Source organism: Amycolatopsis sp. NPDC114504, from assembly GCF_055633595.1.
In genome coordinates, this window is the sequence record NZ_JBVKDU010000005.1 from 15,900 (window position 1) to 29,044 (window position 13,145).

At 71.5% G+C, this 13,145-nt stretch carries 9 protein-coding genes and 1 pseudogene; 7 read left to right on the top strand and 3 right to left on the bottom strand.

The genetic code is table 11. From position 1 onward, the window contains the following. The first annotated feature begins 31 nt into the window (after positions 1-31). Genes ACZ7PG_RS36230 through ACZ7PG_RS36260 form a run of 7 tightly spaced genes read left to right on the top strand, consistent with a single transcriptional unit; the run spans position 32 to position 10,158 of the window. Complete coding sequence (locus ACZ7PG_RS36230) at positions 32-1,630, top strand: ABC transporter substrate-binding protein (RefSeq protein ID WP_470243688.1); 1,599 nt, start codon at positions 32-34, stop codon at positions 1,628-1,630. A 13-nt stretch (positions 1,631-1,643) separates the two neighbouring features. After that, positions 1,644-2,603: an ABC transporter permease gene (locus ACZ7PG_RS36235; protein WP_470243689.1), complete on the top strand. Its 960-nt coding sequence runs from the start codon at positions 1,644-1,646 to the stop codon at positions 2,601-2,603. Further along, positions 2,600-4,504, top strand: a complete 1,905-nt coding sequence (locus ACZ7PG_RS36240; protein WP_470243690.1) for a dipeptide/oligopeptide/nickel ABC transporter permease/ATP-binding protein — start codon at positions 2,600-2,602, stop codon at positions 4,502-4,504. The genes ACZ7PG_RS36235 and ACZ7PG_RS36240 overlap by 4 nt, the downstream gene beginning before the upstream one ends. After that, positions 4,501-5,445, top strand: a complete 945-nt coding sequence (locus tag ACZ7PG_RS36245; RefSeq protein WP_470243691.1) for an oligopeptide/dipeptide ABC transporter ATP-binding protein — start codon at positions 4,501-4,503, stop codon at positions 5,443-5,445. The genes ACZ7PG_RS36240 and ACZ7PG_RS36245 overlap by 4 nt, the downstream gene beginning before the upstream one ends. Next, entirely contained in the window at positions 5,445-6,368 is a 924-nt protein-coding gene (locus ACZ7PG_RS36250; RefSeq protein WP_470243692.1) for a dihydrodipicolinate synthase family protein, read from the top strand. Before ACZ7PG_RS36245 ends, ACZ7PG_RS36250 begins: the two co-directional genes overlap by 1 nt. Beyond that, entirely contained in the window at positions 6,368-8,329 is a 1,962-nt protein-coding gene (locus ACZ7PG_RS36255) for a beta-galactosidase (protein ID WP_470243693.1), read from the top strand. The genes ACZ7PG_RS36250 and ACZ7PG_RS36255 overlap by 1 nt, the downstream gene beginning before the upstream one ends. 2 nt (positions 8,330-8,331) lie before the next feature. Then, a complete protein-coding gene (locus ACZ7PG_RS36260; RefSeq protein ID WP_470243694.1) occupies positions 8,332-10,158 on the top strand; it encodes an exo-alpha-sialidase in 1,827 nt (608 codons plus the stop codon). A gap of 22 nt (positions 10,159-10,180) precedes the next feature. Here the strand turns inward: ACZ7PG_RS36260 and ACZ7PG_RS36265 are convergent, their stop codons facing one another. From ACZ7PG_RS36265 to ACZ7PG_RS36275, 3 genes and pseudogenes are all read right to left on the bottom strand, one after another. Next, complete coding sequence (locus ACZ7PG_RS36265; protein WP_470243695.1) at positions 10,181-11,530, bottom strand: protein kinase domain-containing protein; 1,350 nt, start codon at positions 11,528-11,530, stop codon at positions 10,181-10,183. A gap of 91 nt (positions 11,531-11,621) precedes the next feature. After that, positions 11,622-12,083: an HNH endonuclease gene (locus ACZ7PG_RS36270; protein ID WP_470243696.1), complete on the bottom strand. Its 462-nt coding sequence runs from the start codon at positions 12,081-12,083 to the stop codon at positions 11,622-11,624. Between the two features lie 64 nt (positions 12,084-12,147). Beyond that, positions 12,148-13,085, bottom strand: a pseudogene (locus ACZ7PG_RS36275) (CE1 family esterase). Positions 13,086-13,145 lie beyond the last annotated feature (60 nt).

The following is a 13,145-nucleotide window of genomic DNA, read 5'->3' on the forward strand; positions in this document are numbered from 1 at the left end:
TCCTACCGTTCGAGGCCAGCCGGAGACACCGATGTCCCAGAGCCCGTCGCTCAGCCGCCGCCAGTTGCTGCGCTACACCACCTTCGCCGGGGCGGCCATGGCGTTCCCGACCGTGCTCGCCGCGTGCGGCGGGCCGGCGTCCACCAACAAGACCGGCAGCTCGGCGGGCTCCCTGACCGCCGTCATCGGCTACGGCAACAACCAGACGTGGGACCCGCTGCAGACCGCGTCCGCCTTCTCGATGGCCGCGATCCTGCACTGCTACGAGTCCCTCGTGGAGGGTGACCCGATCACCCGCGCGCCGTTCCCCGGCCTGGCGAAGGCGCTGCCCGCCGACGTCAGCGGAACGAGCCTGAAGTTCGAGCTGCGAGACGGCGCGAAGTGGCACGACGGCCAGCCCGTGACGGCCGACGATGTCGTCTTCACCTACGCCCGCGCGCTCGACGAGAAGGAGAACGTGCTGATCCACAGCTTCTTCTCGCACTGGCTGCAGGAGGTTCGCAAGACCGGCGACCGCGCGGTCGAGTTCGTCCTCAAGTTCCCGTTCCCGTACGCGCTGCAGCGGATCCAGTGCTGCAAGATCGTCCCGAAGCACGTCTACGACGGCAAGTGGGACGACGCCAAGGGCGGCAAGGTCGTCGGCTCCGGCCCGTACAAGGTCGTCGAGCAGGCGCCGCTGAGCCACACCAGCTTCGAGAAGTTCGCCGACTACAACGGCCCGCGCCCGGCGGCCTACGACAAGATGCTCTGGAAGTCCATTGTGGACTCCGCGCCGCGCGTCGCCGCGATCTCCGGCGCCACGCCGGACGCGCAGATCGCCGAGAACATCCCGGCCGCCAACGCCGACCAGCTCCGCAAGGCCGGCCGCACGGTCGAGTTCGCCGACGGCGGCAACAACCTCTTCCTGCTCTTCAACACCGCGCACAAGCCGTTCGACAGCAACCTGGTCCGCCAAGCCCTGCACTACGCCATCGACAAGCAGAAGATGATCGACATCGGGCTGAAGGGCGCCGGTTCGCCCGGCACGTCGTTCATCAACCCGAAGCTCCCGTCTTCGCAGCCGGCGTCGCAGGACTTCGTCTACAACCCCGACAAGGCCAAGCAGCTGCTGCAGCAGGCCGGCGCCACCGGGCTGAAGGTGACGCTGTCGACGACGAACACCTCGCTGGTCGCCGACTGCGTGAAGGTGATCAAGGAGGGCTGGGACGCGATCGGCGTCCAGACCACTTTGGACTCCCAGGACACCAAGGCGCTGTTCTCCAAGCTGGACGCGGGCGCCGACTTCCAGGTCGTCGCCACGACGAACAACCCGCTGCAGTTCGGCAACGACCCCGACCTGATGATCCGCTACTACTACGACGCCAAGTCCATCCTCACGAGCAAGTACGCCCGCTTCACCGGCTCCGACGCCCAGTCGCTGCTGGCCCTGCAGGACCAGGCCGCGGCCGAGACGGACGAGGGCAAGCGGACGACGCTGAACAAGCAGCTGCTGGACCGGATCTCCGAGCAGGCCGTCATCTACCCGGTCGTGTTCACCCAGCTCGGCACGGCCTGGGACCCCAAGGCGATCTCCGGCGTGCGCGCCCAGGGCTACCCGGGCATCTACCTGAACCAGGCCAAGCCGGTCTAGGAGGAGAACACCCGTGGCCGTCGTCGTGCGGATGCTGCTCAGCCGCATCCTCGCCCTGATCCCGCTGCTGCTCGGCGTGATCCTGTTCGTGTTCATCGTGATGCGGTTCGCGCCGGTCGACCCGGCGCTGGCCGCGTTCGACGGCGCGAACGCCACCGCCGAGCAGCTGCAGCAGTTCCGGCTCGAGAACGGGCTGCTGGACCCGCTGCCGCTGCAGTACGTCCACTTCGTCTGGCACCTGGTCCAGGGTGACTTCGGCACCAGCGTGATCACGAAGCAGCCGGTCGGCCGGACGATCTCGACCGCGCTGCCGCTGACCGTCCAGCTGACCCTGCTCGGCCTGGTCATCGCGCTGGTGACGGCGCTGGTGCTCGGCGTGACGTCGGCGCTGTTCCGCGACCGCTGGCCGGACAAGGTGATCCGCGTGGTCACCCTGGCCGGGGTCGCCGCGCCGGCGTTCTGGGTGGCGCTGCTGCTGGTCCAGTGGCTGGCCGTCGGCCAGGGGCTGTTCCCGACCAGCGGGTACGTCAGCCCGGCCGACTCCTTCGGCGGCTGGCTCAACTCGCTGACGCTGCCCGCGGTCTCGCTGGCGCTGCCGGTGGCCGCGCAGCTGACCCGGGTGATCCGGACGTCGATGGTCGAGGAGCTGGACAAGGACTACGTCCGCACCGCCCGCGGCGGCGGCCTGCCGCCGGTGGTCGTGGTCGGGCGCAACGTGCTGCGCAACGCGCTGGTCACACCGCTGACCGTGCTCGGCCTGCGGGTCGGCTACCTGCTGGGCGGCGCCGTCGTCATCGAGACGATGTTCGCGCTGCCGGGGATGGGGCAGAACATGATCCAGGCCGTCACCGACGGCGACACCGCCAAGGTGCAGGGCTTCGTCATCACGATCGCGATCGGGTTCGTGCTGGTCAACCTGATCGTCGACGTCCTGTACCTGATCGCGAACCCGCGCCTGCGGAGCCACGCGTGAAGCGCCTGCGCGCGGCCTGGCCCGCGCTCGCGATCCTCGGCGTCCTGCTCCTGGTCGCCGTGCTCGGCACGCTGCTCGCGACGCACAACCCGGACGCGCTGAGCACCGACACCGGCGGCCCCAGCGGGGCGCACTGGTTCGGGACGGACACGTCGGGCCGGGACATCTTCTCCCGGCTCGTCGCCGGCACGCGCTGGTCGCTCGCCATCGGCCTGGGGGCGGTGGCGCTCGCGCTCGTGTCGGGGGCGGTGATCGGGGCGTTCGCCGCGACCTCGCACCGCCGGGTGGACGCCGTGGTCATGCGCGTGCTGGACGTCATCATGGCGTTCCCCGGCATCGCGCTGGCCGCGGTGCTCGTCGCCGTGTTCGGCCACGGCATCCTCGTGCTGATCCTGGCCATCGGGTTCCTCAACATGCCGCCGGTGGCCCGGGTGATCCGGGCGAACGTCCTGGCCCAGTACGGCGAGGACTACGTCGCGGCCGAACGCGTCATCGGTGCCCGGCGGTTCTTCGTGCTGACCCGGCACGTCGCGATCAACTGCGCCGCACCGGTCCTCGTCTACTGCACGGTCACGGTGGCCGACGCGATCGTGTTCGAGGCGTCGCTGTCGTTCATCGGCGCCGGCATCCAGCCGCCGGACCCGTCCTGGGGTTCGGTCCTGGCCGACGGCAAGGACCTGGTGCTGACCGGCGGCTGGTGGGCGACGCTGTTCCCCGGCCTGCTGATCCTCGTCACGGTGCTCGCGCTGAACATCCTGTCCGAGCGGATCTCGGACGCCTGGGCCGCACCCTCGGCCCGCGCGGTCAAGGCGGCCGAAGTCGCGAAGGCCGTCGAGAAGCGCGAAGACGCCGACACTGCGCCCGTCCTGCCGATCGCCGGCCTGCGGGAAGCGGGGGAGCGGCTGGCCCGCACCGCCCGGTCCCTGGACCACCGCGACACGGTCCTCGAGGTCGACCGGCTCCGGATCGCGTTCCCGGGCCGCCACGAAGGCGTCGACGTCGTGGACGGCGTGTCGTTCAGCGTCCGCGCGGGCGAAGTCCTCGGCCTGATCGGCGAGTCCGGCTGCGGCAAGACGCTCACGGCGTTGTCGATCCTCGGCCTCCAGCCGGCGACCGCGCGCGTGTCCGGGCAGATCCGGTTCGCGCAGCGCGACCTGCTCGCTTTGCGCCCCGGTGAACGGCGGAGGCACCTCGGCCACGACATCGCGATGATCTACCAAGACGCGTTGAGCTCCCTCAACCCGGCGATGACCATCCGCGCGCAGCTCAAGCAGTTCACCCGCCGCGGCGGCACCCGCACCCCGGCCGAGCTCCTCGAACTGGTCAACCTCGACCCGGAGCGGACGTTGCGCGCCTACCCGCACGAGCTGTCCGGCGGTCAGCGCCAGCGCGTGCTGATCGCGATGGCGCTCTCGCGGGACCCGAAGCTGATCGTCGCCGACGAGCCGACGACGGCCCTGGACGTCACGGTCCAGGCCCAGATCATGGCGCTGCTGCTGCGGCTGCAGGAGGAGCTCGGCTTCGCGCTCATCCTTGTTTCGCACGACCTCGCGCTGGTGTCCGAGATCGCCGACCGCGTCGTCGTCATGTACGGCGGGCAGGTGGCCGAGCTGGGCGCCACCGCTGAGGTCGTCGGCTCGCCGCGGCACCACTACACGCGCGGCCTGCTCAGCGCGGTGCTGTCGCTGGAGGAGAACGAGGCCCGGCTCACCCAGATCAAGGGCGTCGTCCCGGCCCCGGCGGAGTTCCCGGCGGGCTGCCGCTTCGCCGACCGCTGCCCGGCCGCGCGCGCCAAGTGCCACGACGAGACCCCGGTCCGCTTCGGCGAGCCGGTCGACCACCTCGTCGCCTGCCACTTCCCGGCGGTCGACATCGCCCGCGAGAAGGAGGCGACGGCGTGAGCCTGCTGGAGCTCGACGGCGTCCACGTCGTCCACAAGATCCGCGGCCGGGGCCTGTTCGGCCACGACAGCGTCTACGCCCTGACCGACGCCCACCTGGTCGTCGAGCCGGGGGAGACGATCGGCGTCGTCGGCGAGTCCGGGTGCGGCAAGTCCACCCTGGCCAAGGTGATCGTCGGCCTGCAGCCGCCGACCGCGGGCACGGTCCGGTTCCGCGGCAAGCCCCTCGACGAGGGGTTCGGACGCGAGGTCGGCATGGTCTTCCAGGACCCGTCGACCGCGCTGAACCGGCGGCTCGCCGTCGCCAAGATCATCCGCGACCCCCTCGACGTGCATCGCGTCGGGACGCCGGCCGAGCGCGACGACCGCGTCCGCGAGCTGATGTCGCTGGTCGGCCTGCCCGCCAGCGCCGCCGACGCGGTGCCCGGCCAGCTCTCCGGCGGCCAGCGGCAGCGCGTCGCCATCGCGCGGGCACTGGCCCTGCGACCGGCGCTGCTGGTCGCCGACGAACCGACGTCCGCCCTCGACGTCTCGGTCCGCGCCCAGATCCTCAACCTGCTGCTCGACCTGCGCGAACAGCTGGAACTGGCGATGGTCTTCGTCTCCCACGACATCCAGACCGTGTCGAAGATGAGCGACCGGATCGTCACGATGTACCTGGGCCGGATCGTCGAGGAAGCGCCGGTGCGGGCCGAGGCCCGCCACCCGTACACGCGGGCCCTGTTCTCGGCGACGCCCAGCCTGCTGAACCCGGTCGAGCCGATCGTGCTCACCGGCCCGGTGCCGTCGGCGACGAACCCGCCGAGCGGCTGCGCGTTCCGCACCCGCTGCCCGAAGGCCACCGACGAGTGCGCGGCCGAGCTGCCGCCGCTCGCCGCGGCCGAGGGCGGGCACACCTACCGCTGCATCCATCCCGAGATCCCGACCGGAGTGAGCACCTGATGCCGAAGTTCGCCGGAATCGTCCCGCCGCTGTGCACGCCGTTCAACGACGACTTCAGCGTGGACACCGACTCGCTGCGGCGCCACGTCGAGGTCCAGCTCGACGCCGGCGTGCACGGCGTGTTCGTCCTCGGCTCCTCCAGCGAGGTCGCCTTCCTGCCCGACGCCCAGCGCCGCGTCGTCGTCGAAACGACGGTCGACCAGGTCGCGGGCCGCGTCCCGGTGCTCGTCGGCTGTATCGACATGACGACATTGCGGGTCGCCGAGCACATCAAGACGGCCGAAGCCGCCGGGGCGGACGCCGTCGTGGTCACCGCGCCCTACTACACGCGCACGCACGTCGCCGAGGTCGACCGGCACTTCCGCCTGCTGCGCGAGCGCACGGCGCTGCCGATCGTCGCCTACGACATCCCGGTCGCGGTGCACACCAAGCTCGACGGCGGGATGGTCCTCGACCTGGCCGCCGACGGCGTCATCGCCGGGCTCAAGGACTCGAGTGGCGACGAAGCCGCGTTCCGCTCGGTGCTGCTCGGCAAGCGCGAGCGCGGCCTCGACACCTTCGCCGTGTTCACCGGGTCCGAGCTGGTCGTGGACGCGGCCCTGGCGATGGGGGCCGACGGCGCCGTCCCGGGCCTGGGCAACGTCGACCCGGTCGGGTACGTGCTCATCCACGACCACTTCAAGTCCGGCAACCTGGCCGCGGCCCGCCGCGAACAGGAGCGCCTGCTGAAGCTGTTCTCGATCACCTCCGTCGCGCCGCCGAGCCGGATGGGCCGCGGCTCGGCCGGGCTCGGGGCCTTCAAAGCCGCGATGAAGATGCGCGGGTTCATCGACAACGCTGTCATGGCACCGCCGCAGCTTCCCCTGGACGACGAGGAACTCCTGCGGATCAAGGAGAAGCTCGCCGAAGCGGGTCTGCTCTAGTGCTCCACTACGGCGCCGACTACAACCCCGAACACTGGCCCGGAGAGGTCCGCCGGGAAGACCTGAAGCTGATGGCCGAAGCGGGCGTCACGATGGTGACGGCGGGGATCTACTCGTGGGCCGGCGTCGAACCGCGGCCGGGGGAGTACGCCTTCGGCTGGTTCGACGACGTCCTGGACGACCTCGCGGGCGCGGGCGTCCGGGTGTGCCTGGCGACGATGACCGCGTCGCCGCCGGCGTGGCTGTCCCACGCGCACCCGGAGATCCTGCCGGTGCGCGCCGACGGCGTCCGGCTCTCACCCGGTGCGCGGCAGCAGTTCTGCCCGTCGAGCCCGGTCTACCGCGCGCATGCCGCCCGGCTCGTCGACCAGCTGGCCACGCGCTACGCCGGGCACCCCGCCCTGGCGATGTGGCACGTAGGCAACGAGTTCGGCTGCCACATCCGCGCCTGCTACTGCGACGAGTCCGCGTCGGACTTCCGTCGCTGGCTGCGGGAGCGCTACGGCTCGATCGAGGCGCTCAACACCGCGTGGACGACGACCTTCTGGGCCCAGCACTACTCCGAGTGGGACGAGATCCTGCCGCCGCGCGTCGCGCCGACGTTCCCCAACCCCGCGCAGCAGCTGGACTTCCACCGGTTCTCCTCCGACGCCGCGCTCGGCTGCTTCCTGACCGAACAGGCGGTGCTGCGGCGGCTCACCCCCGACACACCGATCACGACCAACTTCGTCGGCCTGGTGCAGAAAGCCCTCGACTGGCACACGTGGACGCCGCACGAGGACGTCGTCAGCCTCGACTCCTACCCCGACCCGTACGACCCGCGTACCCACGTCGAAGCCGCGTTCGCCTACGACCTCGTGCGGTCCACGAAGGACCGGCCGTGGATGCTGCTCGAACAGGCGCCCAGCGCGGTGAACTGGCGGCCCCGCAACAGTCCCAAGCCGCCCGGCGCGATGCGGCTCGGCAGCTGGCAGGCCATCGCCCAGGGCGCCGACGCCGTGCTGTTCTTCCAGTGGCGCCAGACCAGTGGCGGCGCCGAGAAGTTCCACTCGGCGATGGTCCCGCACGGTGGCCGCGAGACTCGGACGTTCCGCGAGACGTCTTCGCTGGGGAAGGAACTGGCTCGGGTGCCCGAGCTGGCCGGGACGCGCGTGCGGGCCGACGTCGCTCTCCTGCACGACTGGCCGAGCTGGTGGGGCCTCGAACTCGACTCGCACCCGGCGTCGCTGGACCAGCTCGAGACACACCTCGCGCACTACGCGCCGTTGTTCGACGCGAACATCACCTGCGACGTCGTCTATCCGTCGCGTGACCTGTCGGGCTACCGGCTCGTCGTCATCCCGAACCTGTACCTGCTGGAACAGGCGTCCGCGGACAACCTGCGCGCGTACGTCGCCGGCGGCGGGCACCTCGTGGTGTCGTACTTCTCCGGCATCGTCGACGGCTGTGACCGCGCGTACCCCGGCGGCCACCCGGCACCGCTGCGGGACATCCTCGGTCTGCGGGTCGACGAGTTCTGGCCCTTGGACGGTCCGATCCCGCTCGATTTCGCCGACGGGACAACGGATTCCGGTGCGATCTGGTCCGAATGGATCGAGCTCGAAGGCGCCGAAGTGGTCGCGTCCTTCGCCTCCGGCGACCTGGCCGGGCGGCCCGCGATCACCCGCCACGCGTTCGGCGACGGCGTCGCCTGGTACGTGGGGACCCGGCCCGACCTGGCTTCGCTGCTGGGCCGCGTCACCGCCGAAGCCGGGGTAACGCCGGTGCTGAGTGCGCCGCCGGGTGTCCAGGCGGTCGTCCGGCACGGTGAGGAAAGCGCTTACCTGATCCTGCTCAACCACGGCACCGAGCCGGTCACCGTCGACCTGCCGCACGCCGCGCCGGACCTGCTGACCGACCCGTCGCGGCCGGTGCGCGAGGTCCGGCTCGCCCCGCGAGGTGTCGCCGTCCTGAAGGGATGAGAATGAGAACACTGGGGAGATGGGCCGCCTTGGTGGCCCTGGTGGCGAGCACGCTGCTCGCCGTCAGCCCGGCGCAGGCCGCGCCGCAGTTCGACCAGCAGGTCCTGTTCAAAGCCTCGCAAGACCCCGGGTACAGCTGCTTCCGGATCCCGGCGATCGTGAAGTCCACGCACGGCACGCTGCTGGCGTTCGCCGAAGGCCGCATCGACAACTGCGGTGACACCGGCGACATCGACCTCGTGCTCAAGCGCTCCACCGACGGCGGGAAGACGTGGTCGCCGCTGCAGGTCGTCAACCCCGGCGGCGGGGACACCCACGGCAACCCGGTCCCCATCGTGGACGGCCGCACCGGCCGGATCGTGCTGATCACGACGTACAACAAGGGCCGCACCGACGACAAGGCGTGCGACGTCCCGTGCCCGCGCACGCCGCATTCGCAGTACAGCGACGACGACGGCCTGACGTGGTCCACTCCGGTCGACATCAGCGCGCAGGCCAAGCTCCCCAATTGGGATTCGTGGTACGCGTCCGGGCCGGTCCACGGGATCCAGCTGACCCGCGGCCGGCACGCGGGACGTCTGGTGTTCGGCTTCAACGCGGAAACCAGCGACGGCAAGAACTCGATCGAGAACCACGCGGGCCTGGTCTACAGCGACGACGGCGGGCGCAGCTGGCACGTCGGCGCGGTGAACAGCTATCCGCATCCCGTCGGCGCCACGTACACGCAGAAGCCGTCCGAGGTCACGGTCGCCGAGCTGCCCGACGGGTCGATCTACGCCGGCGGCCGCGAGCAGGGCGGCACCGACATCGGCAACCGCGACTACGCCCTCAGCCGCGACGGCGGCGAGACGTTCTCCCGGTCCTTCACCACCATCCCCGACCTGGTGACGCCGATGGTGCAGGGAGCGGTGCTGCGCCTCGGCGACCGGCTGCTGTTCTCGTCACCGTCGGACACCGACCGGCGGCGGTGGATGATGATCCGCTCGTCCTACGACGGCGGCCGGACGTGGGAGAACGCCGAGCAGGGCACGCAGATCACGACCGACTGGTCCGGGTACTCGGACCTGGTGGGGATCGGCGGCTCGCGGATCGGGCTGCTGTACGAGGGCGGCGCCGTCGACGCGCGTGACGAGATCCGGTTCGCGCGCTTCGACGAGTCGTACCTGGGCCGGCACAACTCGGCGGGACCGTCCACACCGGACGTTTCGGGACACGCGGACGCCCGGGTCCTCGGCGGCGCTTCCCTCGCCGCCGGTCGCTTCGGGAGCGCGGTGGCGTTGGACGGCGTCGACGACTACGTCCGGGTGCCGTACGACCCGGCGCAACCGCCCGGCGACGGCGACCTGACGTGGACCGGCTGGTTCCGGTACGGCGCCACGAAGGGCAACCAGGTGCTGTTCTGGCTGGGCGGGATGGGCACGACCGCACCGCAGCTGTGGTTGCGCGGCGAGCCGGCCAACCACCGGCTGATCGCGATGATGACGACGTCGGCCGGGAGTGCGTCGATTTTGTCGGCCCAGGCCTATGACGACCAGGCCTGGCACCACGTGGCTCTCGAGCGCACCGGCGGGAAGCTGCTGCTGTGGGTGGACGGCGTCCAGGTCGCTTCGGGAACCGCCGCGGCCGGGTCGGTCAGCCAGACGGTGTCGTTCCAGCTGCAGCTGGGGCAGCGGCTGGACAACCAGTTCCGCTGGAACGGCTCGTTCGACGAGGTCCGCTTCTACCGCCGGGCGCTGTCGGCGGCGGAGCTCGACGCGATCCGGGTGCGGAACGCGCCGGTTCCCGCGGGGCAGGTCCTGCGGCTGCCGTTCGACCGGATCCGCGGCTGAGGGGGGCGTTGGCCGACGCTGCCTAGACCGTCCGGCAGGTGAGCTCCGGGCGGTCGGCGGCGTTGCCGGTGCCGGTCACGGCGTTGAAGCCGAACGTCGTCGAGCCGCCCGCGTCGAGCTTGGCGTTCCAGTCGGCGCTGTCCACCGTCACCGTCGTGCCCTCGACCGTGAACGTCCCGTTCCACAGGCCCGCGATGTGGTGCCCGTCGGGGAGGGACCAGCGGACGCTCCAGCCGCGCAGCCCGGTGTCGTGGTCGTTGCGGACCGTCACCTGGACCTGGTAGCCGCCCGGCCAGGAGTTCGTCACGTCGTAGCGGGCGGCGCAGCCCAGGTCGGCGGGGGTGCCGGACGTCGTCGGCGGCGCGCTGGTGGTGGCGGGAGCCGACGACGCGGGCGCGGCGACCGGGGTGCTGCCGTCCGGGACGAGCGCCGTCCCGATCACCACGCCGAGCGCCAGCAGCACGGCGCCGCCCGCGGACGCCAGCACCACCCGGCGGCGCGGCCGGTGGACGCGCAGCATGCGGGTTTCGGTGCGAGGCCGGGGGCGCGGCGGCGGCAGCGGACGGCCGCCGGTGACGGCCTCGAACAGCTCCTGCACCTCGGCCATGGCCGGCCGCTGGTCGGGGTCGCGGTGCAGGAGCCGCCCGAGCACCTCGGCCAGCGGGCCGTCGTGCTTCGGCGGGATGACCTCGTCGCGCGCGATCCGTTTCAGCAGGACGATCGTGTTGTCCTCGGTGCCGAACGGCGGGGTGCCCTCCAGCGCGCGGTAGAGCGTCGCGCCGAGGGAGAAGACGTCCGAGGGGAACCCGGCTTCGGCACCTCCGGCAACCTCGGGCGCCAGGTAGGCGGGCGTGCCGGCGATGAACCCGCCGCCCGTCACGGTCCCTTCGCCGGTGGCGCGGGAGATGCCGAAGTCGGCGATCTTCGTGACGCCCTCGGGCGTGGTGAGGACGTTGCCGGGCGTGACGTCCCGGTGGACGATGCCTTCGGCGTGCGCGGCGGCGAGCGCCGAAGCGACCTGCTCGCCGATCCGCGCGACCTGGTCGGCCGGCAGGGTTTCGCGCTCCAGCAGGACGTCGGCCAGGCTCTGCGACGGCAGGTACTCCATGACCAGGTACGGGGCGCCGTCGTGCTCGACGACGTCGTGCACGGTGATGGCGTGCGGATGCCGCAGCCGGGCGGTGAGCCGGGCCTCCCGCAGCGCCCGCGCGCCGCCCTGGCCGCCGCCGGAGGGGTCGTAGCCCAGCTGCTTGACGGCGACGACGCGGTCGAGCCGGTCGTCGCGGGCACGCCAGACGACGCCCATCGCGCCCTGGCCGATCCGGTCGACCAGCCGGTAGCGCCCGGCGATCAGCTCTCCTGCGTCGGTCACGACGACCTCCCGGCCTTCCCCGGAACACACGGATGCGGGGGACGTTCGGTTCGAGCTTAACGACCCCCGCCCGTGCGTGCCGACGAGCGCCTCACCCCGCGAGCGCGTGCAGCTGGTCCCAGGTCGGGACGTACGGCGTGAAGCGCAGCGTCATCCCCGCCTCCGCCGGCAGCTTGTCGGCCTTCCGCGCGTTGCAGCTGCGGGATGCGCCGCCGCACGCCGCGACCGTGTTCAGCCACGACGTCCGCGGACCACCGCGGCTCAGCGGCGTCACGTGGTCGATCGTCGTGGCGCGGCGGCCGCAGTACGCGCAGCGGTGGCCGTCACGGGTGAGCACCCCGCGGCGTGACCAGCGGGGCGGCTGCGTATATCGCCACTTCATGACGACGTACCTCAGCAACCGCACGATCTTCGGGCGCGGGAACAGCCCGTACGCGAGACCGTCTTCGGCCTCGTGGATCTCGGCGACGTGCCGGACCAGCATGCGGATCGCGTGCGGCACCGAGACCGTCTGCAGCGGCTCATATCCGGCGTTCAGGACGAGCACCTTCACAACACACCTTCTTTCCTCTCGGCGGAAATCGTCGCCGAGAGGAAAGTGGTGCGTCAATCGTGTTTCACCGCAGCGGATGCGTGCGGAAGAACCGCCAGATGACCGGCGTCGCGTCGATCACCGTCGGCGTGGCCGAGTCGTTGTTCGGCCGAGTGCTGGGCCAGACGTGCCCGGCACCTTCGACGCGGTAGTGCTCCAGCGTGCTCCGCCGGTCGCAGCCGAGCCACTTCTGCGCGACGACCCCGCGCACCGGCGTCCACGACACCGGCTTCGGGAAGCAACCGTCCCTTGTGGACCATCCGGCCAGCCAGTCCGGGATCGACGGCAGGCCCTTCGCCGGGTTGCCGGTGTAGGGGATGGTCGTGTCGGCGGTGCCGTGGAAGTCGAGGATCGGCGCGGGCCGGCTCGGGTGGCAGGCGCCGCCTGCGGGTAGAACGCGCCCGACACCGGGGCGAACGCCGCGATCCGGCCGGGCAGCCGGCAGGCCAGCAGGCCGACGAACCCGCCGCCGTTGGACTTGCCCGCCGCGAAGATCCGGTCGTTGTCGACGCACAGCTCGCGCTGCAGCGAGTTCAGCAGGTCGCTGGTGAACAGGACGTCGTCGGCGGCGGCCGAGTAGGGCGCGCCGGTCCAGGCCGACTCGCCGTCGGTGCCGATCAGGCCCTGCGGGTAGACCGAGATCGCGTCGAGCGCCGAGAAGCCGGAGAGCTCCTCCTGGTACTGCGACGTGCGCTTGTGCCCGTGGAACGACAGGAGCAGCGGGTACGCCCGGCGCGGGTCGTAGTGCGCCGGCAGGTGGACGGTGTACTCGCGGTCGAGCCCGCCGGAGCCGACGTGCCGGGTGGTCGTCACCCCGGACGGCACCGGCGCGGCGCGGCCGCAGCCGGTGGTGCGGACGGGGTGGTCGACGACGGTCGACGCGGCGGCGGGAGCGGCGAAAGCGGTGGTCAGGGCGCAGGCCGCGGCGAAAACGGCCGCCAACCGGGGCAGGGGTCCGGGCACTCGATCCTCCTTGATCGACAGCGGGGCGTGGCCAGCATCACCCCGGGAGCCGGGGCCCAC